Genomic DNA, 24,773 nt, shown 5'->3' with positions numbered 1-24,773 from the left:
TAACCAAAAAAAAGAGGGAGGGCATCACTTCAAAAAGCCCGTCTTCTTCCCGAGGTCTTCGAAGGAGTCCAGCACGTACTGAAGGTCCTCTTTGCTGTGAGCTGCCGACGGCTCGAGCCTTATTCTGGCAGTTCCGAGCGGAACCGTCGGATAGACTATGGCCTGCGCGTAGATGTTGTACTCCTCGTAAAGGCGCTTCGAGAACTCCTGAGCCCTCTTCTCATCGTAGAGCATAACCGGCGTAATCGGGTGCTTCGTGTTGCCGAGGTCGTAGCCGAGGTCCCTGAGACCCTTCTGGAGGAATCTGGTGTTGTCCCAGAGCTTTTTAACGAGTTCATCGCTCTTCTGGAGTATCTCAACTGAGGCTATGGCGGCGGCAACGTCCGGCGGATTCGGTGCGCTCGAGAAGAGGAAGGGCCTTCCCCTCTGCCTGAGGTAGTCTATCGCCTCCTCCGGCCCGGCAACGTAACCGCCGATGACACCGAAGGCCTTGCTGAGCGTTCCCATCTCGAAGTCCACCCTGTCGTGGAGCTTGAAGTGGTCCACTATACCCCTGCCGCTCTCTCCGAGGACACCCTCACCGTGGGCGTCGTCTATGTACACCATGGCATCGTACTGCTCCGCGAGTTCCACCATCTCCGGAACGGGGGCGAGGTCACCGTCCATTGAGAACACGCCATCGCTCACTATGAGCTTCTTCTTTTTGTCTTTGACCTCTTCGAGCTTCTTCTTCAGGTCCTCCATGTCGAGGTGCTTGTAGATGACCTTGGGTGCACCGCTGAGGCGCATTCCGTCTATGATGCTTGCGTGGTTTAGCTCCTCGCTGATGAACACGCCGTCGTCCTTCTTGGTCAGGAGGGCGCTCAGGGCACCGAGGTTCGCGTTGTAGCCGCTCTGGAAGAGGATGGCTGCCTCCCTCTTCTTGAACTTGGCGAGCTTCTCCTCGAGCTCAACATGCAACTCCATCGTCCCGGCTATGGTCCTAACGGCTCCGGCACCGACGCCGTAGTCGAGAATGGCCCTTATGGCGGCCTCTTTTATCTTCGGATGCGCCGCGAGGCCGAGGTAGTTGTTGGAGCACATGTTGAGAACTTTCTTCCCATCGACCACAATCCACGGCCCCTGGGAGCTTTCAAGCTTTCTTATGGTCACGTAAAGGCCCTTCTCCTTGAGCTCTTCCAGTTCTTCACGAATCCAGTCAAGCTTCCCCATGAGAACCACCGCTGGTTCTTGGACATTAAAGTATAAAAGTTTTTCACATACAAAAGACTTAATACCCCCGGGTCGATGGTCTCACGGAAGTGGTAACCATGCCGGAGGAGGTAAAGGAGGTTAAGATTCTCGAAAAGCCGTGGGTCGAGAAGTACAGACCTCAGAGGCTCGACGACATGGTCGGTCAGGATCACATAGTCAGGAGGCTTAAACACTACGTTAAAACCGGTTCCATGCCCCACCTTTTGTTCGCCGGACCACCGGGCGTTGGAAAGACGACCGCCGCGCTGTGCCTCGCGCGGGAGCTTTTCGGAGAAAGCTGGAGGCACAACTTTCTCGAACTGAACGCGAGCGACGAGCGCGGCATCAACGTCATTCGCGAGAAGGTGAAGGAGTTTGCCAGAACGAAGCCCATAGGGGGTGCGAGCTTCAAGATAATCTTCCTCGATGAAGCCGACGCTTTAACTCAGGATGCCCAGCAGGCCCTCAGGAGAACGATGGAGATGTTCTCCAACAACGTTCGCTTCATACTCAGCTGCAACTACTCCTCGAAGATCATCGAGCCGATACAGTCGAGGTGTGCCATCTTCCGCTTCAGGCCACTTAACGATGAGGACATAGCGAGGCGCATAGAGCTCATAGCCGAAAACGAGGGACTTGAACTGACCCCTGACGGCCTCGAAGCACTTCTCTACGTGGCCGAAGGAGACCTCAGGAGGGCCATAAACGTTCTTCAGGCAGCCGCGGCTCTCGACACGAGGATAACCGACGAGAACGTCTTCCTCGTGGCGAGCAGGGCGAGACCGGAGGACGTCAGGGAGATAATGAAGCTGGCTCTGGAGGGCAACTTCCTCAAGGCGAGGGAGAAGCTCAGGGACGTGCTCCTGAAACAGGGCCTGAGCGGGGAGGATATACTCATTCAGATGCACAGGGAGGTCTTCAGCCTCCCCATACCGGAGGACAGGAAGGTGGCTCTGGCCGACAGGATAGGGGAGTACAACTTCCGCCTCGTCGAGGGGGCCAACGAGATGATACAGCTGGAGGCCCTTCTGGCGCAGTTCACCATAATGGGCAAGTGATGACCATGCCGGAGGTCCCGTGGGTCGAGAAGTACCGTCCGAGGAGCCTCAGGGAGATCATAAACCAGACCCGGGCGGTGGAGCAGGTCAGGGCGTGGGTAGAGGAATGGCTTGGGGGCAAACCCCCTAAGAAGAAGGCCTTAATCCTGGCCGGCCCCCCGGGAACGGGCAAAACCGCTACAGTATACGCCCTGGCGAGGGAATACGGCTTTGAGGTAATCGAGCTCAACGCGAGTGACGAGAGGACCTACGAAAAGGTGGAGCGCTACGTTCAGGCCGCTTACACCCTCGACATCCTTGGAAAGAGGAGGAAGCTCGTGTTCCTTGACGAGGCCGATAACATCGAGCCCGGCGGGGCGAGGGAGATAGCGAAGCTCATAGACAGGGCCCGGAACCCGATAGTCATGGCGGCCAACCACTACTGGGAGGTTCCGGTTGAGATAAGGCGGAAGGCCCAGATAGTTGAATACAAACGCCTTACGCAGAGGGACGTCATAAAGGGGCTCGTCCGGATACTCCACGCCGAAGGCCTGACCGTTCCGAAGGAGCTCCTCTACGAGATAGCGAAGAGGTCAAGCGGTGACCTCAGGGCCGCTATAAACGACCTTCAGACGGTCGTTTCCTCCAGTCTGGAGGATGCGACGGAAGTCCTCGCCTACCGCGATACTGAGAAAAGCGTTTTTCGGGCTCTGGCAGGGCTGTTCGCGACGGACAACGCATGGAAGGCCAAGATGGCCGTTCTCGGTGTTGACATGTTCCCGCACGAGCTCCTTCAGTGGATATCCGAGAATCTGCCCTACGTCTACTCCCGGCCTGAGGACATAGCCCACGCCTACGATGCCCTGAGCAGGGCGGACATATACCTCGGCCGGGCCCAGAGAACCGGAAACTACGGTCTCTGGAAGTACGCAAACGACATGATGACCGCAGGGGTTGCGGTTGCGGGGGTTAAGAGGAAGGGCTTTGTAAGGATCTACCCGCCGAGGACGATAAAGCTCCTCACCGAGAGCAAGGGGGAGCGCTCGTTAAGGGACTCGGTCCTCAGGAAGATCATGAAGGAAATGCACATGGCGAGGGTTGAGGCGCTCGAAACCCTGAACCTGCTGAGGGTGGTCTTCAGGCACAACCCTGACATGGCGGCCCACTTCGTGGTCTACCTCGATCTCGACCTTAAGGAGGTTGAGTTCATAGCCGGGGATGGAGAGAAGGCCAGGACGATATGGGGAAAGAGCATGAACATCGAGAAAAAACTGAGGGAGAGGTCGGAACTCGAGGAGCACGTCAGAGCTGCAACCCGGGAGTCCGTGGAGATAAGCGAGGAGGAGCTCAGGAAGGCGGAAGAGGAGATGGAACCTCTGGAAAAGAAGGAAAAGCAGGAGAAGAAGGAGAAGAAGGGCAAGCAGGCGAGCCTCTTCGACTTCATGAAGAAGGGCTGACTTTCCCTTTATCCTTTGATGTGAACGTCGGCACAGACCTTGAAGGTGTGCGGCTTGAAGTCGCTGACCTTCTTTATTCTCACATCGCAGTCCCTTCCGGTTTTCCGGCAGTGCTCAATTATCCTCCCCCTGAATTCTCCCATCTTTGCCTCGTGGACGAAGTCGTAGTAGTGGAGGAACCTCCCGGCCTTTGAGAGGGTCAGGCTCAGGGCATCGACACCCCTCGGGGTCGGGCTTATCACCCTGTCGTAGGTCGGAAGCTCCGGAAGGATCCTGAAGGCATCCCCGTGTATGAACTCCACCTCTCCCCTCAACCTCTTTCTGTTGAGCTCGAGGTTCTCGAGGCCGAGCCTGTAAGCCTCCTCGTTCAGCTCGACGGCCGTTATTTTGACCCTTTTACGGCGGGCTATAACGAGGGCATAGGGCAGAACACCGGCGAAGGGTATGAGGATCTTCTCGCCGTCGCGGACGAGCCGGGCGAGCCTGTAGCGCTCACCCTTCATCCGGGGGTTGAAGAACACCCTGCCGAGGTCAACCTTTATCTCAACGCCGTTCTCCCTGTGAACGGTTTCGAGCCTGTTCTCGCCCCAGATTACGGAGTATTCCCCCACCCTGAAGGGACCGCTGTGGAAGCCCTTCCTCGCTATCACCTTCAGAAAGGGGTGAACCTTCCTGAGGCCCCCGATGATATCCTCAACGCGGTGCTCGAGCTCAGGGGCTATCCGAACCACGGCTATGTCCCCTATCACGTCGTACCTCATGAGGTGCCTCAGTTCCTCTTCGCTCAGCTTTTCCCTGAGAACGTCCTCGAGGGTCACGTATATCTGCCTTTCAGGCCTCAGGGGGAGGTCTATGGGGAGCACCTCGAGTCCCTCTATTCCCGGGTCTTCTATAACCGGGAGGAGAACGGAATCACCATCGCGCCTTGGGCGTCTCTTACCATCGTAAAGGCCCAGTTTTTTCAGCCTTTCTTTAAGGGATTCGGCCCTCTCCTTCGGAACCCTCACCGCGGGCAACCTCTCACCGGGTGGGGTTCGGGGGAAACCTTAAAACGCTTACCTCCAGTAGGGCTCCCGCATGAGGACGGCCTTTCTCAGGATCTCGAGCAGCTCACCATCGCTCGCCCCGTTTCTGAGGGCCGTCGCAAAGTCTATCAGGTCGTTGCTCCTCAGGAGGCAGGTCTTGAACTTCCCATCGGAGGTTACCCTGAGTCTCGTGCAGTTGGCACAGAAAACCGTGTTGTGCATGGCCCTTACCACCTCAACCTCCGCGGTTCCGTAGTCCGTTGGGATGAAGTACTTCTTCCGCCTATGCATCCGCCTCTCGCGGGTTTCAACGGCCATTTGCTCGAGTTTTTTCTCAACGGGTTTCAGCGGGTAGAAGTACCTCCGGAAAAAGCCCGTCTCAGTGAGCTCTCTCGGGGCCTCGAGCTCTATCAGCTGGAGAATAACACCGTTTCTCGCCGCAAAATCCACCATATCCCATATCTCGTCATCGTTGAGGCCCCTCATAACCGTCATGTTGAGCTTTACGGGGGAGAGGTGTTTGGTTGCCTCCCTTATCCCTTTGAGGACGGTGTCCAGCATGTCAACGCCCGTGATCCTTCTGTAAACATCGGGTTTGAGGCTGTGGAGGGAAACGTTGACCCTGTCGAGGCCCGCTTCGGCCAGCGGTTTCGCCAGCTCCTTTAGCCTGCTCCCGTTGGTCGTCATGGAGAGGTCCACGAGGTAGGGTTTTATCCGCCTCACGATCTCGATCAGGTCTTTCCTCACGGTGGGCTCCCCGCCCGTTAGCTTGACCTTCCGTATTCCAGCCCTCGACGCCACTCTAACGATTCTCTCTATCTCTTCGGGGGTGAGCTCGAGCTGGGCGATGAAGTGCTGGCCCTCCCTGTGGCAGAAGAAGCAGCGGTAGTTGCACTTCTGGGTCAGGGAGATCCTCAGGTTCGTTACCGGCCTGCCGAAGCGGTCGTAAAAGGTCATTAAACCACCGTGATAATGAGCGTTTTGACTTAAAAAAAGATTGTGGGTAAGCTATTGTGTTTAACACGCCCCATCGAAAACTACAAGTAGGGGGAGCCTGAGATTATCACAGGGGAGGTTCCTCATGAAGGTTGAGGAGTTTCGGGAGATGCTTTTAAAACTTAAGACGCTTCACTCCAGTTTTGAAAAGAGGTTCTCCGGGATCTACGGTGAGATGGAATGGGAAGCCCTCGCCGAGAAGGTTAAGGACCTTTACGCCCTCTCCGGTGAGATGCTCGAGGTTGCCTCGTCCCTTTACCGGGAGGCAGGTGGTTTCGGCGGTCGAATCGAGGAGCAGACGAAGGAGCTCTACCGCAACGAGCACCAGATGAAGTTCCGTCTCGAGGAGGTCCTCCACGTTCTCGCCAGGGGGAAGGATTACGAGACGAGGTTAAAGCTCTCCACGGCCCTCGACAGGCTCATGCAGTTCCACAAGGTTTACGACTACGCCGTTTGGAAGGCGCTCAGCGAGATCATGAAAGAGGTCGAGGAGCTGGGCCCGTTTCTGGAGGGCGAAAAGGAGAAAAAGGTGCCTTCGGGTATAATGGGAGAACTCGAAAAGATTAAGAAACTCCAGAGCGAGTTCGAAACCCTGAGGGGTTTCCTGTTCAGGCTCTACACCCATCCCGGTGACGTTCATAAGGTTGAGAGGGCTTTGATGGACTGGCACTCCAGAGGACTGCTCTGGGTTGAGGCGAGGAACGTTGAAAAGCTAAGCGGCGTCGAGAAGGCCGGCGAGATACTCGAGGGCCTGACTCTCATAGGAGTGGTGGAAAAGAAAATGAGGGGTGGTGAAGGTGTCTACAGACACAGGAGTTTCGGTTCGGGTTAGGGGCATCTACTCGACGGCCCTGACAAAGCTCTTCCTCGACAGGGGCTTCGGAATTGCCCAGCCAAGCAACAGGATAGTCGAGCGCTTTAACCTTGAGAAGACCTACGACGAGTTTGACGTCGATGTTTACGACAAAAAAGACCACCACGGGGTAATCCTCGTCGGTAGAAAGGTTGAGGACGTTAAAAGCGTTCTTGAGGAGGAGTTCATAGACGTTTTCTTCAGGAAGCTTCCCTACCAGCTCTACGGCATCTACAGGGGTATGGTGGTTAAGAAGGACGAGCGCTACGTCTACGTGGACATTGGAAGCGCCATTGGAACGGTTCCGGTGAAGGAGCTTCCCGAGGCGGTTGAGGGCGATGAATTTGTCGTGCAGGTCAGAAAGCACGACGTCCTGCCGAGGCTGAGCATTACCCCCACGCTTCCCGGGGATTACGCCGTCCTGATACCCAAGCCAGTGGGTGCTCAGAGGCACGTCAAGATATCCCGGAAGATAAGGGATCAGAGCGAACGTGAAAGGCTCAGGATCCTTGGATTGAGTATCGATCTCGGCGAATGGGGCGTTCTCTGGAGAACTGCGGCGGCCTACAAGGACTGGAACACCCTCAGGGACGAGATAATAAAACTCTCCAGACTGGCGGACAGGCTCAAGGAGGCCGACTCCTACCCGGCTCCGTCCCTTATCGTTGAGGGGAGGGACATATACGAGGTGGAGTTCGGAGGGGGCGCGAAGGGAAAGCTTGACGGTATAAGGAACGAGGTTATCCCTACGATCGAGGGCCACCACCGGCTGAAGGCCTACGATGTGGAGCTGAGCTTTGCCGTGGAGATAGCGGAGGGAATCCTTTCGAAGGTTCCCGGCCACAGGGATAAGGTAAACGCGGCCTTCTGGGAGACCTTGGTGGCCAGCAGGGGGCCCAGAAAGGGATGGCTCTTCAGCCTTGAGCACTGCAAGCCCGACGGCCAGAGGATAAAGATCGGGCCCGGCGAGGTGGTTGAGGTATCAACCGATCCGCTGAAGGTAACCTTCAGGCGCCATCTCAAGGCGGGAAAATTCTACGACGGTCTGGACGTTCCTATAGAGTTCGGGGACTACGTGATAACGGAGATAGAGGCGGGTAAATGGTGGTTCGTGCATAGATACTACGACAGAAACGGCAACCTGAAGGGAGAGTACTACAACATCAACACTCCCGTGGAGGTGTACCCCGATAGGGCAAGGTACGTTGATCTCGAGGTGGACATCGTCAGGTGGCCGGACGGCAGGAAGGAGATAATAGACAGGGACAAACTCACGGCGCACTACGAGGAGGGCATCATCACCGAGAAACTCTACCGCTCGGCCCTGAGGATAGCTCAGGAAGTCTACGACAGGATCTGAGGTCCATTATCCTCTTCCACTCCCTTTTCCGTTATTCTGAGGTAGGCCACACCGCCCTCCGGCCGGAAGCGGTGCCTTTCGAGTACCGCGATCCTTCGACCGGTGCTCAGCCTCTCCATCCTGAGGATGTCCTTGGTGCGGTAGCCGAGGGTGTGCTCCGCAACTGCTCGCATCCCCCCGGTGCCACTGTCAAAGTGGACCTGATTTATGACGATAACAGGAATGTTGTTCCTCCTCGCTATGAAGAGAAGAACCTGCAACTGTCTCGCCAGTTCGTTCGTCAGGCCTTTCCTCCGCTCCTCCGCGCGATAGTGGGCGGTTATTGAATCAACGACTATCAGAGAAAAGGAGCCGTCAACGACCCTCTTGAGACCGCCTATGACCCGCCCCTGCTCCCTGAAATCCCACGGTGTGAAGAGTACGAACCTCTGGAGGGCTCGATCCGGCTCGAGTTTTCTCGCCTCCGCCATTCCCCTCAACCTCTCCGGGGAAAAGCCCCCCTCGGTATCAACGTAGGCGACCTTTCCGGGGCTGAGGAGTCCAACCTGCACTGCCAGCGTGGTCTTACCCGCGGCAAAGCTCCCGTAGATCTGGGTTAGAACGCCCTCGGCTATGCCGCCCCCGAGAAGTTTATCCAGTGATTTTACCCCGGTGGTGAGCATTCCCCTCACCGCTAAAGGGTGAGCTCCTCGTAGGGCTCCATCGGGCGAAGCAAAGTCCAGACGCGCCTCTTCTTCAGTTCTTCCCGAAGCTTCTCGACGTTTCCCTCACCGTAAACCCCGTAGTGCATGGGGATAACTATTCTGGGCCTTATGTCCTCGACAATCTGGGCCGCCTCGCGCTCGTTTGCAGTCGAACGCCCGCTTATGGGAACCATGAGGACGTCGACCTTTCCCCTGAGCCTCTGGAAGGCCGGTGCTGGGTAGGTGTCGCCCGTGTGGAATACCCTTACCTCCCCCTCTATCAGGTATCCCAGGGGGTACTGGCTCGAGGGGTGTTCCACATAAACCGCCGTAACCTTAACCCCGTTCTCGAGTTCTAAGGTCTGTCCACCTTCTATTTCCCTGACCTTCGTTACACCGTCACTTATCGCCATCACGTAAACCTGCTTGGGCCCTATCACCGTCGCGTCCCTCAGCCTCGAGAGCAGCTCGACCTTGCCGTAGTGGTCAGCGTGTTCGTGGGTTATCAGTATGTAGTCCACCCCTCCGATTCTGTCGTCGTCAACCTCGGGATAAGGGTCGATGAGCAGTCTCACACCCCTCGTCTCGACCCAAAAGCACGCGTGTCCGTACCAGATGATCCTCATGTTAATACCTCCTTCTGTGGTTTCGGCGAAGTTGACTTAAAGTTTTTCGTTGGGCATAGATTTTTAATACCCCTGTTGAGTAAGCTACATAAAATCCTTCAGGACGGTGGTTGTGGTGAGAGGAAGGCACTTCCTGATACCCCCCGTTTCGCTCCCCCTTCTGCTCATCATGTTCATCCTCTTCATGGTCGTTTTTTTCGTGTTTTCGAGTATGGTCACGACCGCCTTCGCGAGGCTCGGCATTCCCCCCGGGGTTGCCTACACCCTCTTTCTCTTCTCGCTCTTCGGCAGTTTCATAAACATCCCCGTGGCGGAGGAGACCACCTACGAGCCTATCATCGGCCTGAGGGAAGTCCGCTTCCTCGGTATCCCCTACCCGGTTCCCTACTTCGACTGGGCCGAGAGGAAGGTGGTCATAGCGGTGAACGTCGGCGGGGCACTGGTTCCGCTCAGCGTTGTCCTCTACGAGGTCACGAGGTTGATCCTTCTCGGCAGGTTCTCCACCCTCTTCAACGTGCTTCTGGCAACCCTTATAGCGGCCCTCTTCAGCCACGCACTGGCAAGGCCCGTCAGGGGCCTCGGGATAGCGATGCCCATGTTCCTGCCCCCGCTCATAGCGGTGCTCCTCGGCTGGACCCTCGGAGGGGACAACCCCACGCTGGTGGCCTACGTTAGCGGAACGATGGGCGTTCTCATAGGAGCGGATCTGATGAACTGGGGGAAGCTCAAAAGGCTCGGTGCCCCGATGGTCAGCATAGGGGGTGCGGGAACCTTTGACGGGGTATTCCTCGCGGGGGTTATTGCCGTTCTTCTGGTATAACGGTGGCTTTATAAGTTCATGATTTAACACCCAACCGGCAAAGGGTGATGGCGATGTTCGTTATCGGAAGCGGTGGCAGGCACCTTGAAGGCCCATTAAAGGCCATGGGTGGTAGGATCCTTGAGGTTGAGATAAGAAAGTTCCCGGATGGGGAGAAGTACGTCCGGGTCGCAGACTTTCCGGATGAGGTTACCGTCGTTCAGTCGACCTTTGCCCCGCAGGATGAGAAACTTATCGAGTCCCTCCTCATCGCGGACGCACTTCGTGAGGGAGGGGTTCGGAGACTCAGGGCCGTCATCCCGTACATGGCCTACTCCCGTCAGGACAGGGCAAGCAGGGAAGGGGAGCCCGTGAGCATCAGGGCCGTGCTCAGAGCCCTCGGCCTTTACTACGACGAGCTCTACGTTTTCGACATCCACAATCCGGGAACGCTGAGTTTCTTTCCGGGAAAGGCCGTTAACCTTTCGCCCGCCCGGGCCGTGGCCGAGTACTTCGGGGAGAAGCTCGGTGAGGGAACGGTCCTCGCTCCCGATAAAGGGGCTCTGGAGAGGGCTAAAGCCGTTGCCGAAAGGCTGGGGCTGGATTACGGCCATTTCCAAAAGGTCCGCATCTCTCCAACCGAGGTTCGCATGACCCCGGGTGACGTTGAGGTCAGGGGGAGGAACGTCCTCATAGTGGATGACATCATAAGCACCGGAGGAACGATGATCCGCGCCGCGAACCTGCTGAGGGACATGGGTGCGAGGAAGGTCTTCGTCGCGGCCACCCACGGGATTTTCGCGGAGGGGGCGATAGAGAGGGTGAGCAGCGCGGTGGACGAGCTCGCGGTCACGAACACCATACCCACCCCGGTTTCGAGGATAGACCTGACCCCCGACATAATGAGGCTTTCGAGCGGCCCATGAGGGAACGCCGGTTTTTAGCATTTTTATGTTTATTATAGTGAGTTCTTATGGAGCTTTTTGACAGCTTACTTTTTTAGAAAGGTCCCCGGAAATACGTTTTGCAAAAATTTTTCACTATGGGGGTCTCGAGCTATAGGGTGGAGCGCCCGAATAGGGCGCGACAAACCCGGGCGCCAAGACGGCGGCGTCGGGGGGATGAGGTGCAAAGCACCCGCTCATGAACCCCGCCCTCCAGCCCGGGTCACAAAAGGTGCGCTCCCGAGGAAACCCCGAAAGGGGGACCCCTCGGGGGTAAGGCAGGCCCGACATCCCGACTAAACCCCGGACGGATATTTTGGTACTTCCCCTTCGAGGGAAGTCCCACCGGCCGTACTCCTTGCTCAATTCCGGTTGATCCTGCCGGAGGCCACTGCTATGGGGGTCCGACTAAGCCATGCGAGTCAAGGGGCGCCTCGTGCGCACCGGCGGACGGCTCAGTAACACGTCGGTAACCTACCCTCGGGTGGGGGATAACCCCGGGAAACTGGGGCTAATCCCCCATAGGCCTGAGGTACTGGAAGGTCCTCAGGCCGAAAGCGTTTAGCGCCCGAGGATGGGCCGGCGGCCGATTAGGTAGTTGGTGGGGTAACGGCCCACCAAGCCGAAGATCGGTACGGGCCATGAGAGTGGGAGCCCGGAGATGGACACTGAGACACGGGTCCAGGCCCTACGGGGCGCAGCAGGCGCGAAACCTCCGCAATGCGGGAAACCGCGACGGGGGGACCCCCAGTGCCGTGGCAAAGCCACGGCTTTTCCGGAGTGTAAAAAGCTCCGGGAATAAGGGCTGGGCAAGGCCGGTGGCAGCCGCCGCGGTAATACCGGCGGCCCGAGTGGTGGCCGCTATTATTGGGCCTAAAGCGTCCGTAGCCGGGCCCGTAAGTCCCTGGCGAAATCCCACGGCTCAACCGTGGGGCTTGCTGGGGATACTGCGGGCCTTGGGACCGGGAGAGGCCGGGGGTACTCCTGGGGTAGGGGTGAAATCCTATAATCCCAGGAGGACCGCCAGTGGCGAAGGCGCCCGGCTGGAACGGGTCCGACGGTGAGGGACGAAGGCCAGGGGAGCGAACCGGATTAGATACCCGGGTAGTCCTGGCTGTAAAGGATGCGGGCTAGGTGTCGGGTGAGCTTCGTGCTCGCCCGGTGCCGAAGGGAAGCCGTTAAGCCCGCCGCCTGGGGAGTACGGCCGCAAGGCTGAAACTTAAAGGAATTGGCGGGGGAGCACTACAAGGGGTGGAGCGTGCGGTTTAATTGGATTCAACGCCGGGAACCTCACCGGGGGCGACGGCAGGATGAAGGCCAGGCTGAAGGTCTTGCCGGACACGCCGAGAGGAGGTGCATGGCCGCCGTCAGCTCGTACCGTGAGGCGTCCACTTAAGTGTGGTAACGAGCGAGACCCGCGCCCCCAGTTGCCAGTCCTCCCCGCCGGGGAGGAGGCACTCTGGGGGGACTGCCGGCGATAAGCCGGAGGAAGGAGCGGGCGACGGTAGGTCAGTATGCCCCGAAACCCCCGGGCTACACGCGCGCTACAATGGGCGGGACAATGGGATCCGACCCCGAAAGGGGAAGGGAATCCCCTAAACCCGCCCCCAGTTCGGATCGCGGGCTGCAACTCGCCCGCGTGAAGCTGGAATCCCTAGTACCCGCGTGTCATCATCGCGCGGCGAATACGTCCCTGCTCCTTGCACACACCGCCCGTCACTCCACCCGAGCGGGGTCTGGATGAGGCCTGATCTCCCTTCGGGGAGGTCGGGTCGAGTCCGGGCTCCGTGAGGGGGGAGAAGTCGTAACAAGGTAGCCGTAGGGGAACCTACGGCTCGATCACCTCCTATCGCCGGAAAGTCCGTCCGGGGGGTTTAAGGGATGTCGGGCCTGCCATCCGTGGGCCGGTAGCTCAGCCTGGGAGAGCGTCGGCTTTGCAAGCCGAAGGCCCCGGGTTCGAATCCCGGCCGGTCCACCACGAAGAGATGGAGAAGGTGCACATCCCGAGCCACGCTCGGGGTGGAAGGGTCCTAGGCCCCGAACAGGGGTCACGATGAGGACCGTGCACAGGCCGATTGACCCAAAAAATGCCCAGCCCCCTGAGTAGGGGGCAGAAAACCTAAGCCGCCTGGTGGATGGCTCGGCTCGGGGCGCCGACGAAGGGCGTGGCAAGCTGCGATAAGCCCCGGCGAGGCGCAGGCAGCCGTCGAACCGGGGATTCCCGAATGGGACCTCCTGCGGCTTTGCCGCACTCCCAGTCGGGAGGGGGAACGCGGGGAATTGAAACATCTTAGTACCCGCAGGAAAAGAAAGCAAAAGCGATGCCGTGAGTAGGGGCGACCGAAAGCGGCACAGGGCAAACTGAACCCTTCGGGGAAACCCGGAGGGGATGTGGTGTTGCAGGGCCCTGCGCCGGAGCCTCGAGGGTGAAGCCGAAGTCCGCTGGAACGCGGTGCCGTAGAGGGTGAAAGCCCCGTAGGCGTAAGCCCTCAGGCTCCTGCAGGGTTCCTGAGTACCGTCGGTTGGATATCCGGCGGGAAGCTGGGAGGCATCGGCTCCCAACCCTAAATACGTCCCGAGACCGATAGCGAACTAGTACCGTGAGGGAAAGCTGAAAAGCACCCCTGGCGGGGGGTGAAAAGAGCCTGAAACCAGGCGGTGATAGGTGGGTGCGGCCCGAAAGGGTTGACCCTCCCCGAAGGAAATCCCGGCGACGGGTGAGTACGAGGGGAGGCGACCGGGGTTGCACCGTCCGTCTTGGATCACGGGGCAGGGAGTTCATCCGAGCGGCGAGGTTAAGGGGGTAAACCCCGAAGCCGCAGGGAAACCGACAGGTCCGCAGCGTCTGCGAGGGACGGGGTGTGAAAGCGCCCGGAGTCGCTCGGATGAGACCCGAAGCCGGCCGATCTAGCCCGGGGCAGGGTGAAGTCCCTCAACAGAGGGATGGAGGCCCGTTAGGGGTGCTGACGTGCAATTCGCTCCCGTGACCTCGGGCTAGGGGTGAAAGGCCAATCGAGGTCGGCGATAGCTGGTTCCCGCCGAATTATCCCTCAGGATAGCCCGGCCGGAGGTAGGCGGTGGGGTAGAGCACTGATTGGGGGTTTAGGGGGAGAAATCCCCCGGCTCCCTGTCAAACTCCGAACCCACTGCCGCCGTAGATGGCCGGAGTAGGGTGGCGGTGTAAGCCGTCAACCGAGAGGGGAACAACCCAGACCGGGGTTAAGGCCCCTAAATGCCGGCTAAGTGTTACTCCAAAGGGTGTCCCTGGCCTTAGACAGCGGGGAGGTAGGCTTAGAAGCAGCCATCCTTTAAAGAGTGCGTAACAGCTCACCCGTCGAGGTCAGGGGCCCCGAAAATGGACGGGGCTCAAGCCGGCTGCCGAGACCCCGGCGCACGGAGTGGTTGCTCCGTGATCGGGTAGGCGGGCGTGCCGATGGGGCGGAAGCCCGGGCGTGAGCTCGGGTGGACCCGTCGGTATTGTGGATCCTGCCGGGAGTAGCAGCATAGCCGGGTGAGAATCCCGGCCGCCGAAGGGGCCAGGGTTCCACGGCAATGTTCGTCAGCCGTGGGTTAGTCGGTCCTAAGCCAGCCCGTAACTCGGCGCTGGCGAAAGGGAAACGGGTTTATATTCCCGTACCGCGGTGGTAGGTGCGGCAACGCAAGCCCGGAGGGTGACGCCTCGGGGTAGGCGGACCGGTCCACAAGGCCGGCTAAGCGTATAAGTCCGGGGAGTGCCGTAATGGCGAGAACCGGATGAAAGCGCGAATGGCCTCCCGTAAGGGGGGTTCCGTCGATCTCCGGGGCCCGTGAAAAGCCCTCCGGGAACGATCCACCGCGACCGTACCGAGAACCGACACCGGTGCCCCTGGGTGAGAAGCCTAAGGCGTGTCGGGGGAAACCCAGCCGAGGGAACTCGGCAAATTGGCCCCGTAACTTCGGGAGAAGGGGTGCCTGCGGTTGAGTAAACCGCAGGTCGCAGTGACCAGGGGGGCCCGACTGTTTAGTAAAAACACAGGTCCCAGCTAGCCCGAAAGGGTTTGTACTGGGGCCGACGCCTGCCCAGTGCCGGTATGTGAAGCCCGGGTCCAACCGGGTGAAGCACCGGTAAACGGCGGGGGTAACTATAACCCTCTTAAGGTAGCGAAATTCCTTGTCGGTTAAATGCCGACCTGCATGAATGGCGTAACGAGGTCCCCACTGTCCCCGGCTGGGGCCCGGCGAAACCACTGCCAGGCGCATATGCCTGGGACCTCCGGTGGGAAGCGAAGACCCCATGGAGCTTTACTGCAGCCTGCCGTTGCCGTACGGCGGGGGATGCGCAGCGTAGGCGGGAGGCGTCGAAGCCCGCCCTCCGGGGCGGGTGGAGCCGCCCATGAGACACCGCCCATCCTCTGCTGTACGGCTAACCCGCAAAAGCGGGGACAGCGGTAGGTGGGCAGTTTGGCTGGGGCGGCACACCCTCGAAAAGGTATCGAGGGTGCCCTAAGGTCGGCTCAGGCGGGTCAGGAATCCGCCGTAGAGTGCAAGGGCAAAAGCCGGCCTGACTGGACCCGTAACAGAGGCGGGTCCAGCCGCGAAAGCGTGGCCTAGCGAACCCCTGTGCCTCCCCGGTGGGGGCCAGGGATGACAGAAAAGCTACCCTGGGGATAACAGAGTCGTCTCGGGCGAGAGCCCATATCGACCCCGAGGCTTGCTACCTCGCTGTCGGCTCTTCCCATCCTGGCCCTGCAGCAGGGGCCAAGGGTGGGGGTGTTCACCCATTAAAGGGGAACGTGAGCTGGGTTTAGACCGTCGTGAGACAGGTCGGATGCTATCTACCGGAGGTGCTGGCCGCCTGAGGGGAAGGCTCCCCCAGTACGAGAGGAACAGGGAGCCGCGGCCTCTGGTCTACCGGTTGTCCTACAGGGCACAGCCGGGCAGCTACGCCGCGTCCGATAAGGCCTGAAAGCATCTAAGGCCGAAGCGGTCCCCGAAAATAGGCGGCCACTCCCAGGCGCAGGGGGTCGGGCGACCGGTCCTTTGCCTGGGACGAGGGCTCGGGAAGAAGACCCGTTTGATGGGGCGGGGATGTAAGCGGGAAGGGAAACCGACCCGTTCAGTCTGCCGCTCCCAACAGCCCGAGGTTTCTGCCTCTGAAAGGGGGGCTGGGCATTTGACAGGTCAATCGGCCTGTGCACGGTCCAACCTCATTACGTTTCTGTTCATGCCTTTTGAGGATCTCCGGGGGATGCTTATGGAACTGCTCATCCTTGAGGAACGTGTTGACTACGACGGTTCCGCCATAGGGAGTCACTGGGCCTACCGGAAATTCGGAGTTCTGGGCGATTCGCTCGTCGTCTTCAGGGGAAAGTGCGACGTTAAGATCGAGGAGATGGTCGACATCGAGGACCTCCGCGCCGGCAGGGAGATAAAAAGCGACGACATGGTTCACTACATCGTTGAGGTCTTTGATCTGGTAAACGCGCTCTTCGCCTCTACCCTGCAGAAGCTCTTCATCGCAAAACTCTGTGAGGTTCTCGGGGAGTACGGCGTGAGGACCACCCGCAGGGGCGATGATATCTACGTCAACGGCAGGAAGCTCAGCGTATCAATAGCGACGGTTTCTCCGGTAAGCGTCAAGATCCACATCGGGATAAACGTGGAAGCAAAGGGCGTTCCGGAGGGAGTCTCCGCCATAGGCCTGAGGGAGATAGGGATAGATGATGTAAAGGGGTTCATGGAGAAAACCGGGAGGGCCCTCGTCGGGGAGTTCGAGAAGGTGAGGAAGGACAGCCTCAAGGTTCGGTGGGCCCGGTAGACTGAAGCCCTTTCTTCTTGGACGGTGACTCCCCTTATCCTTGATTCCATCGCTGACGGCCGTCTGAAAGCTTAAGCTTAAAAGCCTTCGGAATCAGGTATGCCCGGTGGTGAAAATGGTTCACTGGGCGGATTACATGGCGGAGAAGATCATCAGGGAGCACGGCGATAAGGAGGAGTACGTCGTTGAGAGTGGAATAACCCCGAGCGGTTACGTTCACATAGGGAACTTCCGGGAGTTCTTTACCGCTTACATAGTCGGCCACGCCCTGAGGGATAGGGGAAAGAGGGTGAGGCACATACACATGTGGGACGATTACGACCGCTTCCGAAAGGTTCCGAAGAACGTTCCCCCGGAGTGGAGGGAGCACCTCACAAAGCCCGTCAGAGAGGTCCCGGATCCGTGGGGCTGTCACGACAGCTACGCCGAACATTTTATGGCCCTCTTCGAGGAGGAAGTCCGGAGGCTCGAGATAGAGGTGGATTTCCTCCACGCCTACGAGCTCTACAGGTCGGGTGAGTACGCGGAGGAGGTGAGGCTGGCCCTCCAGAAGCGCGACGTCATAAAGGCCATACTCGACGGTTATCGTGAGAGGGCAAAGCAACCGCCCCTCGATGAGAACTGGCAGCCGGTTATGGTGTACTGCCCGAAATGCCGGAAGGAGGCTGAGTTCGTCTCGTGGGACGGTGAATGGAAGGTTTCCTACCGCTGCCCCCACTGTGGAAGCGAGGGCGAGACGGACATAAGGGAGGGCAACGTGAAGCTCAGGTGGAGGGTTGACTGGCCGATGCGCTGGAGCCACTTCAGGGTGGACTTCGAGCCGGCGGGGAAGGACCATCTGGCAGCGGGCGGTTCCTACGATACCGGAAAGGAGATAGTGGAGAAGGTCTTCGGCCGGCTGGCGCCTCTGACTCTGATGTACGAGTTCGTGGGTATCAAGGGGCAGAGGGGCAAGATGTCCGGAAGTAAGGGCAACGTCATACTCCTGAGCGACCTCTACGAGGTCCTTGAGCCGGGGATAATACGCTTCATCTACGCCCGGTCGAGGCCGAACAAGGAGCTCAGGTTGGATCTGGGCCTCGGTCTTCTCAACCTTTACGACGAGTTCGACAGGGTTGAGAGGATCTACTTCGGGCTGGAAAGTCCGGGTAACCCCGAGGAGGAGAAGGAACTCCGCAGAACCTACGAACTCTCGATGCCCCGGGTCCCGAAGAGGCTGAGGGCACAGGCCCCCTTCAGGTTTCTGGTTACACTCGTCCAGATGCCCCACCTTGACGATGAGGGCATAATCCGCGTCCTTCAGGAGCAGGGACACCTGCCGGAGAACCTCGAGGAGGAAGACCTTGAGAGAACAAACCTCCGGATAAAGCTCGCCAGAAACTGGGTCGAGAAGTACGCCCCGGACAACGTGAAGTTCACCCTGCTGGATAACCCCCCCGAATTGGAACTTGGGGAGAAGGTAAGGGAGGCCATGCTGGAGCTGGCGGGGTGGTTTGAGAACCACCGGAACTTCACGGTCGAGGAGCTGAACAACGTCCTCTATTCCATTGCAAAGGAACGCGGGATCCAGAGCAGGGAGTGGTTTAGGGTTCTTTACAGGGTTTTCATTGGGAGGGACCGCGGACCGAGGCTCGCACCCTTCCTGGCTTCCATCGACAGGGGGTTCGTCGTAAAGCGCCTCCGCATGGAGGGTTGAACCTTTCAGCCTCTTCCTCCCTTTTCGGCTTATCTTTCGGTATTTCAAAGAATTCACTGAATTTTCTTTGCCAGCAGGTTTTTAGGTCCCCGTTCCAAGCTCCCCCGGTGGTGCTCGTGGAGTTCAACCTGATAATCACGGGTGTTGGCGGACAGGGTGGTTTAACCCTCTCGAGGATAGTCGGGAACGCCGCCATGCACGAGGGCTACAACGTCAGGATAGGCGAGACCCTCGGTATGAGCCAGCGTTACGGGAGTGTTCTCAGCTACCTTCGTTTCGGGGAGGCGGTTTATTCGCCCCTCATCGAGGAGGGGAAGGCCAACCTGATGATAGCCCTTGAACCCGCCGAGGCCCTGAGAAACGCCCGCTTCCTTGGAAAGGACAGCGTGGCTGTGGTCAACGCCTATCCGGTTCACACGGCAACGACCCTCGTGGGGAAGGAGACGTATCCGGAGCTCGACGAGATAAGAAGGGCCCTAAAGCGAATATGCCCCGTGCAGGTGCTGGACTTCCAGCGGGAGGCCGATGGAATAAACCCCAGAACCCTCGGCGTACTGATGCTCGGCTACGCCCACGGTAAGGGCCTCATTCCACTGAGGAAGGAGTCCCTGATGGAGGGAATAAGGCTCACGCTCAGGGAAAGGCTCTGGGAGGTTAACTTCAGGGCCCTCGAGAGGGGCATCGAGCTCGCAGGGGACTGATGCCTTCACCGCCCTACTTCAGGAAGATCGAACCTAAAACCTTTTATAACTCCCGGACTCTATATATCGACGGTGGCATCTATGGAGTTCCGGAAGATTCAGTTCACGGGTAGGAGTTCCTACATAATCTCACTCCCGAAGAAGTGGGTGAAGGAGCACGGTCTCAAACAGGGCGATAGCGTTCCCCTCCTCCTCAACCCTGACGGTAGCCTAACGGTATTCCCGAGGGAGTTTAGGGAGGCGAGTGAGAAGAAAGTCCTCGAGGTCTCCGGTGAGTACTCCCCGGAAATGGCGGTGAGGCTCGTGATTTCTGCTTATATTCAGGGTTACGACGTTCTGGAGATCCGGCTCAAGGACGAGATGCCCGTTTACAAGGTCAAAATGCGAAAGATCCTCCAGAGTCTCCCCGGCGTTGAGATAATACTCGATGAACCCCAGCGCATCGTCGCGAAGAGCCTCCTCGATGAGGACGAGATCAACCTTGCCGAGATCCTCAACAGGATTCGCTCTCTGGTTCTCTCGATGTTCGGCGACCTCGAGCTGCTCGTGAGCTCACCGGGGGAGAGGGAGATACTGAGGGACATAAACGATCTGGAAAACGAGCTGGACAGGTTTTACTTCCTCATCATCCGGGCGGTAAACAGGCTCCTCAACAAGAGGGAGGTCACCGAGGGGAGCGGCATAATCAGGAGGACCTTTGATCTGCTCGGCATACTCTTCATAGTAAGGAACATCGAGCGCATAGGGGACCACGTAATGAGAATCGCCGAGAACCCCGAGGAGGTTAACGTGCCCCATCTGAGGGAGAAATTCGACCAGATGATAGCGCAGATCGAGGAAAGGGACCTGAGCAGGATAGACAACCTCATGCTCGAGCTCAGGAGGGAGATAGACTCCATAGACTACCGCCGGTCCATAGCCCTTGAGAGCTACCGCAGGATACTGGAGTACCTCGAGAACATAGGGGAGACCATAATAAATATGGCAGTTGGATAACCACCGAATAGAACGAATGTTGTCACATTCGTCAGAACAGAATGGCCCCATTGAATAAGCTTACCATCTTCTCGTTTCCATAATGTTTTTAACCTTTTGATTTTTTTGAACAACGGTGGTTCCATGCGGGCGATAATAGTTCACGGTGGTGCGGGCACAATAAAGAAGGATGAGCGCATTCCGAAGGTAATCGAGGGCGTCAGGGAGGCCGTTCTTGCTGGCTGGAAGGAGCTCGGGAACGGTTCGGCCCTCGATGCCGTGGAGGAGGCTGTTAAGGTTCTGGAGGACAATCCCCTCTTCAACGCGGGCACCGGAAGCGTTCTGACCCTTGACGGCAGGGTCGAGATGGACGCGGCCATAATGCGCGGGAGAACGCTGGAAGCTGGCGCCGTTGCAGGTATACAGGGGGTCAAAAACCCGATAAGCGTTGCGAGAAAGGTGATGGAGGAAACCGATCACGTCCTGCTCAGCGGTGAAGGGGCGGTGAGGTTCGCGAGGATCATGGGCTTCGAAGAGTACGATCCCGTAACCGAGGAGAGGCGGAGGCAGTGGGAGGAGCTCAGGAAAAAGCTGCTCGAAAAGGGAGAGGTTAAGCACTGGAAGAAGCTCAACGATCTGGTTAAGCGCTACCCCGAGGTCCTCAGGAGCACCGTTGGTGCCGTGGCCTTCGATGGGGAGGAGGTGGTCGCGGGAACCTCCACCGGTGGCGTGTTCCTCAAGGTCTTCGGCAGGGTGGGCGATACGCCGATGATCGGCGGCGGAACCTACGCCAACGAGGTGGCCGGGGCCTCCTGCACGGGTCTTGGAGAGGTCGCCATGAGGCTCGTTCTGGCGAAAAGCGCCACAGATTTCGTAAGACTCGGGATGGATGCTCAGGCGGCCAGTGAAGCTGCCATAAGCCTCGCGACCCGGTATTTCGGAAGGGACACCATGGGCATCATCATGGTTGATCACAGGGGTAACGTCGGTTTTGCAAAGAACACGAAGCACATGAGCCACGCCTTCATGAAGGAGGGCATGAAGGAACCCGTAGCGGGGGTTTGAGCCATCGGAAGTTCCTTCAGGGACATCTGGCTCCTGAACCTCTCAACCCTCTTCTTCTTCCTCGGGATAAGCCTAGTCAACCCCATAATCTCTCCCTTTGCGATAACCCTGGGGGCAGGTCCCTTCCTCGTCGGCCTGATCGCCGGTGCCGCCTCGGTGGTATCGCTCTTCTCGAAGCCCATCGGGGGCCTCATGGGGGACAGGGGCTACCGGATTCAGGCCATGATTCTGGGCAACGTCCTCGGAATACTGGCCGGTGCCCTTTACGTGGCCTCTGCATTCCTCGGAAATCTGCCTCTGTTCGGGTTCGGTAGGGTTATTCACGGCTTCTCCATGGGAGTGTTCTTTCCCTCAAGCCTTGCTACAGCTGTTGATCTGGCTCCTGAAGGCCGCGTCGGTGAAACACTCGGATGGCGTGGCATGATGTTCTCGCTGGGCAACATAATCGGCCCGGCCCTCGGGGGATACCTTTCAGACGTCCTTGGCTTTACCGGAACCTTCTCCTTCACCATCCTCTTTTCCCTCGCTGGCGGTCTTTTGATTCTTCCCGTATGGATGGAATTCAAGAACGCTGGCAGGAAGGAAACCCACATGGGTACCGAAAGGGACTACTCGGGTCTTTTGAGGGTCACCTTCGTGGCGGCGTCCCTGTCCCTTTTCTTCTTCTCCTTCTCCTACGCGGGAGTAGTGACCTATCTGCCGGCGCTCTACAAGGTGCTCGGAATGCCCCAGCGGGTCTTCGGTTTCTACATGATGGTCGTGGGTGCGGCGAGCTTCGTTATGAGGCTCTTTGGCGGTAGGGGTGCCGACAGGATGGGCCCGATCCCGGTGATAAGGATTGGCATGTTGCTCGTCATAGCCGGTTACGTTTCCCTTCTCTTTGAGGAGCTTCCTCCTTACTCCTACCTCAGCGCGGCCCTCGTGGGTGCCGGGTTCGGCCTCGCGGTTCCCGCAATGCAGCTGATGGCACTGGGCAACCTCCCTGCCCGGGTTAGAACCATGGGTTCGAGCGTCTACACGATGTTCTTCGATCTCGGAATGCTCGGGGGACAGATATCCCTTGGCTACGTCGCCGATCTTAGAGGCTACTCCGGGGTCTTTCCACTCTTACCCTTCATAGCGATCGTATCGCTTATAATCATCCACGCCCCCCTTGCAATCGGAGGCAGGGAGGATGAAGGTTAGGGTTTCTTACGGAACGGCGATAGCCATGGGGCTCGTAAGGGGCCGGATGATGGTCAAACCCACCACGGCGTACCTGATGACCCACCACAACGGTCGCTGCAGGAACAACTGCGCCTTCTGTCCGCAGGCGAGGGAAAGCCGGGCCGATCTGAGGAGGCTCTCGAGGGTAACGTGGCCCTCCTTTGAGGTGGATGAAGTTGTGGAGGCCCTTCCCTCGGGCAGGTTCGCGAGGATATGCCTTCAGACCGTGGATTATCCCGGGCTCGTGGATGACGTTTTCGAGCTCCTCGAGGCCTTCCAGCCGCTGGGAATTCCGGTGTCCCTTTCGATAACCCCCGTGGAACGTCGTATCCTCGAGGAGTTTAAATCGAGGAACGTTGACTACATAGGGGTGGGTCTGGACGTTGCCAGCGAGCGTCTCTATCCGCTCATTAAGGACTCCCTCTACTCGTGGGAGGACATGTGGCGCTTCACCCGGGACGTCGTTGAGGTTTTTGGGGAGGGCAGGGCCTTCGTCCACCTCATAATCGGCCTCGGGGAGACGGACAGGGAAGCGGTGGAAACAATCTGGAGGGCCTATTCTACGGGCGCTGAGGTTTCCCTCTTCGCCTTCACGCCCGTGAAGGGAACCCGCCTTGAAAATAGAAAACCACCTGATGTTCTCCGGTACAGGAGGATTCAGGTGGCCCATCATCTCATAAGGGAGGGATTCTCTCCCGATGACTTCGAGTTCGAGGGCGACGACCTCGTTGGGTTCGGGATGGGCGTTGAAGAACTCGCCCCCCTGATCCCCCCCGGAACTTTCGCCACCTATGGCTGTCCGGGGTGCAACAGGCCTTACTACAATGAGAGGCCATCAAAAGAGCCCTACAACTTCCCCAGGAGCCCGGGAAGGGGGTACGTTATGGAGGTTCTCTCTACCCTCTTAGGCTCTCGAGGATCTCATTGAACTCCTTTAGATTGAACTCCTCCGCGACCTCTTCTCCCCCTGCCATCTTCAGGAGCGTCAGCACGAAGCGGTGGAGTTCCTCCTCGTCCTCCACAAGCTTCAGGGTTACCTCCATGCCCTCCGAGAGGTCCTTTAGCCGTCCTTCCCTTTTCATTATGAAAAGAATGTCTCCGAGCCTCTTTACGCCTATTCTGTAGAACTCTTCATTCGGGGCGCTGTGGATACCCCTGATGGCGCACTTAACGGCTCCCCTGTAGTTCTCCTCCTGAAGGAATATTTCAGCGAGCCTGAAACAGGCCTCGAAGTAAATCACGGGTTCTCTCTCCCGGCTCAGCTCCATTATCCTGTCAAGCTTCCTCTTTGCCTCGCTTAAGTTACCCGCGTTCTCGGCCGTCAGGGCCTCCCGGAAGAGCCCCATGATCTCCTCCATCTCCTCACGTTTCATCATGTTTCTCACCCCTGCTCTCGAGCCATGCCCTCTCAAACTCCGGCCACACCTCTTCAAACCTCTTTTCCACGCCCCATCTTCTCCTGAAGGCGTTCAGCAGAACGGTTACGTCCCTCCTGAGGAGATCGTAGCTTTCGGGATCGATCGTTGAAGTGTACTGGGCCCAGTCTATTATAAGGATATCGCCCTCCCCCGTCAGGACGATGTTGAACTCGCTCATATCCGAGTGAACTATGCCGAAGCGGACCGCCTTGAGGTAATCCTTCAGGACCTCCTCGAGTATCTTCCCAGCCTCTCTCGTGGAGAGCTCACCCTCGCGGAGCTCCGACAGTTCGGTTCCCTCTATGAACTCCATCACCAGAACGTGCCTGTTCCACGCTATCGGCCTCGGGACTCTAACGATCGGGCTTAGCAACACGAGGGCGTCGTACTCCTTTTTGGCTATCAATCTGGAAACGTAGAGCCAGCTCGTGTGATGCTTGTCGTTGAAAACGTCCCCGTGGTAGCCGGCTTTCCTCGAGGCCACCCTTCCGCCTATCCTGTTGAACTTCACAGCCACCCTTTCGCCGGTCGGGGTTACTCCCGGGTAAACGTCGGCGTCCTTTCCCACCCCAATCTGGGTCGTGCCTATGGAAGCTATGATCCCCTTTCTGGCCAGCGCCCTTATTGCGAGCGCATCGTAGCCGTGGATCGTTAGCTGGTAGCCGATGTAGCCGATATCGCTCCTCCTCCTGACGAGGGACAGCTCGTCCAGTTTGCCCAGTCTGAAGGAAGCCGTTTCAACGTCAACCCTCGCGAACCTCGCCACGTCCTCCAGTGGAACCCACCTGTGGTGTTTCATGTTCAGCTCTACTCCCCTGAGTATCCTGAAATCGAGATCCTTCAGCTCGGGATACGCCTCGAGTGCCAGCAGCTTGCTTACCATTACCCGCCTCCCGGGTTCA

At 58.4% G+C, this 24,773-nt stretch carries 20 protein-coding genes, 1 tRNA gene and 2 rRNA genes; 16 read left to right on the top strand and 7 right to left on the bottom strand.

Annotated features, from left to right (window positions below):
* Window positions 1-24: 24 nt before the first annotated feature.
* Complete coding sequence (locus tag A3L12_RS03785; protein ID WP_088882379.1) at window positions 25-1,212, bottom strand: glycine C-acetyltransferase; 1,188 nt, start codon at window positions 1,210-1,212, stop codon at window positions 25-27.
* 98 nt (window positions 1,213-1,310) lie between these two features.
* On the opposite strand from A3L12_RS03785, the gene A3L12_RS03780 reads away from it, so the two are divergent.
* The gene (locus A3L12_RS03780) at window positions 1,311-2,291 is read left to right on the top strand and encodes a replication factor C small subunit (protein WP_088882378.1); all 981 of its coding nucleotides are present in this window, start codon (window positions 1,311-1,313) and stop codon (window positions 2,289-2,291) included.
* Between the two features lie 5 nt (window positions 2,292-2,296).
* Entirely contained in the window at window positions 2,297-3,727 is a 1,431-nt protein-coding gene (locus A3L12_RS03775; protein WP_088882377.1) for a replication factor C large subunit, read from the top strand.
* Window positions 3,728-3,735: 8 nt separating this feature from the next.
* Here A3L12_RS03775 and A3L12_RS03770 read toward each other — a convergent pair whose 3' ends face one another.
* Window positions 3,736-4,743, bottom strand: a complete 1,008-nt coding sequence (locus tag A3L12_RS03770; protein ID WP_088882376.1) for a class I SAM-dependent methyltransferase family protein — start codon at window positions 4,741-4,743, stop codon at window positions 3,736-3,738.
* 39 nt (window positions 4,744-4,782) lie between these two features.
* Complete coding sequence (gene moaA, locus A3L12_RS03765; RefSeq protein ID WP_088882375.1) at window positions 4,783-5,709, bottom strand: GTP 3',8-cyclase MoaA; 927 nt, start codon at window positions 5,707-5,709, stop codon at window positions 4,783-4,785.
* 124 nt (window positions 5,710-5,833) lie between these two features.
* Between moaA and A3L12_RS03760 the strand changes: the two genes are divergently transcribed.
* Both A3L12_RS03760 and A3L12_RS03755 read left to right on the top strand, forming a co-directional pair.
* Window positions 5,834-6,580: a hypothetical protein gene (locus A3L12_RS03760; protein WP_088882374.1), complete on the top strand. Its 747-nt coding sequence runs from the start codon at window positions 5,834-5,836 to the stop codon at window positions 6,578-6,580.
* Window positions 6,546-7,961 carry a ribonuclease E/G gene (locus tag A3L12_RS03755; RefSeq protein ID WP_088882373.1) on the top strand — a complete coding sequence of 472 codons (1,416 nt, stop codon included), beginning with the start codon at window positions 6,546-6,548 and terminating at the stop codon, window positions 7,959-7,961. Before A3L12_RS03760 ends, A3L12_RS03755 begins: the two co-directional genes overlap by 35 nt.
* Here the strand turns inward: A3L12_RS03755 and radB are convergent.
* Window positions 7,946-8,623: a DNA repair and recombination protein RadB gene (radB, locus tag A3L12_RS03750; RefSeq protein WP_088882372.1), complete on the bottom strand. Its 678-nt coding sequence runs from the start codon at window positions 8,621-8,623 to the stop codon at window positions 7,946-7,948. The genes A3L12_RS03755 and radB overlap by 16 nt on opposite strands.
* Before the next feature lie 11 nt (window positions 8,624-8,634).
* The gene (locus tag A3L12_RS03745; RefSeq protein ID WP_088882371.1) at window positions 8,635-9,270 is read right to left on the bottom strand and encodes an MBL fold metallo-hydrolase; all 636 of its coding nucleotides are present in this window, start codon (window positions 9,268-9,270) and stop codon (window positions 8,635-8,637) included.
* 169 nt (window positions 9,271-9,439) lie between these two features.
* Between A3L12_RS03745 and A3L12_RS03740 the strand changes: the two genes are divergently transcribed.
* The 12 genes from A3L12_RS03740 to A3L12_RS03685 all read left to right on the top strand — a co-directional run bounded on the left by A3L12_RS03740 (window position 9,440) and on the right by A3L12_RS03685 (window position 23,381).
* A complete protein-coding gene (locus tag A3L12_RS03740) occupies window positions 9,440-10,090 on the top strand; it encodes a DUF1614 domain-containing protein (RefSeq protein ID WP_198300074.1) in 651 nt (216 codons plus the stop codon).
* Window positions 10,091-10,143: 53 nt separating this feature from the next.
* Complete coding sequence (locus A3L12_RS03735; protein ID WP_088882369.1) at window positions 10,144-10,995, top strand: ribose-phosphate diphosphokinase; 852 nt, start codon at window positions 10,144-10,146, stop codon at window positions 10,993-10,995.
* A 383-nt stretch (window positions 10,996-11,378) separates the two neighbouring features.
* Window positions 11,379-12,861: ribosomal RNA gene (locus tag A3L12_RS03730) — 16S ribosomal RNA — on the top strand.
* Window positions 12,862-12,914: 53 nt separating this feature from the next.
* Window positions 12,915-12,991, top strand: a tRNA-Ala gene (locus A3L12_RS03725).
* A 129-nt stretch (window positions 12,992-13,120) separates the two neighbouring features.
* A 23S ribosomal RNA gene (locus tag A3L12_RS03720) occupies window positions 13,121-16,146 on the top strand.
* The 16S and 23S rRNA genes sit together here with 1 tRNA gene alongside, the layout of an rRNA operon.
* Window positions 16,147-16,246: 100 nt before the next feature.
* A complete protein-coding gene (locus A3L12_RS03715; protein ID WP_088882368.1) occupies window positions 16,247-16,810 on the top strand; it encodes a DUF366 family protein in 564 nt (187 codons plus the stop codon).
* A gap of 115 nt (window positions 16,811-16,925) precedes the next feature.
* Window positions 16,926-18,506 (top strand): lysine--tRNA ligase, encoded by a 1,581-nt coding sequence (gene lysS / locus A3L12_RS03710; RefSeq protein WP_088882367.1) that lies wholly within the window; start codon window positions 16,926-16,928, stop codon window positions 18,504-18,506.
* A gap of 116 nt (window positions 18,507-18,622) precedes the next feature.
* On the top strand, window positions 18,623-19,207 hold the full coding sequence (locus tag A3L12_RS03705; RefSeq protein WP_088882366.1) for an indolepyruvate oxidoreductase subunit beta: 585 nt from the start codon (window positions 18,623-18,625) through the stop codon (window positions 19,205-19,207).
* 81 nt (window positions 19,208-19,288) lie between these two features.
* Window positions 19,289-20,203: a phosphate uptake regulator PhoU gene (locus tag A3L12_RS03700; protein WP_088882365.1), complete on the top strand. Its 915-nt coding sequence runs from the start codon at window positions 19,289-19,291 to the stop codon at window positions 20,201-20,203.
* 123 nt (window positions 20,204-20,326) lie between these two features.
* Window positions 20,327-21,247, top strand: coding sequence for an isoaspartyl peptidase/L-asparaginase family protein (locus A3L12_RS03695; protein ID WP_088882364.1), 921 nt, complete (start codon window positions 20,327-20,329; stop codon window positions 21,245-21,247).
* A 3-nt stretch (window positions 21,248-21,250) separates the two neighbouring features.
* Window positions 21,251-22,432 carry an MFS transporter gene (locus A3L12_RS03690; protein ID WP_088882363.1) on the top strand — a complete coding sequence of 394 codons (1,182 nt, stop codon included), beginning with the start codon at window positions 21,251-21,253 and terminating at the stop codon, window positions 22,430-22,432.
* Window positions 22,422-23,381, top strand: coding sequence for a radical SAM protein (locus tag A3L12_RS03685; protein WP_088882362.1), 960 nt, complete (start codon window positions 22,422-22,424; stop codon window positions 23,379-23,381). The genes A3L12_RS03690 and A3L12_RS03685 overlap by 11 nt, the downstream gene beginning before the upstream one ends.
* On the opposite strand, the gene A3L12_RS03680 is transcribed toward A3L12_RS03685, so the two are convergent.
* Window positions 23,350-23,829, bottom strand: a complete 480-nt coding sequence (locus A3L12_RS03680; RefSeq protein ID WP_088882361.1) for a M48 family metallopeptidase — start codon at window positions 23,827-23,829, stop codon at window positions 23,350-23,352. The genes A3L12_RS03685 and A3L12_RS03680 overlap by 32 nt on opposite strands.
* Window positions 23,816-24,754, bottom strand: a complete 939-nt coding sequence (locus A3L12_RS03675) for a serine/threonine-protein kinase RIO2 (RefSeq protein WP_088882360.1) — start codon at window positions 24,752-24,754, stop codon at window positions 23,816-23,818. The genes A3L12_RS03680 and A3L12_RS03675 overlap by 14 nt, the downstream gene beginning before the upstream one ends.
* Window positions 24,755-24,773 lie beyond the last annotated feature (19 nt).

Source organism: Thermococcus sp. P6, from assembly GCF_002214525.1.
Lineage (GTDB): Archaea > Methanobacteriota_B > Thermococci > Thermococcales > Thermococcaceae > Thermococcus.
Note: the sequence above shows the minus strand (reverse complement) of the source record. Positions and strands in the feature narration are given on the sequence as shown.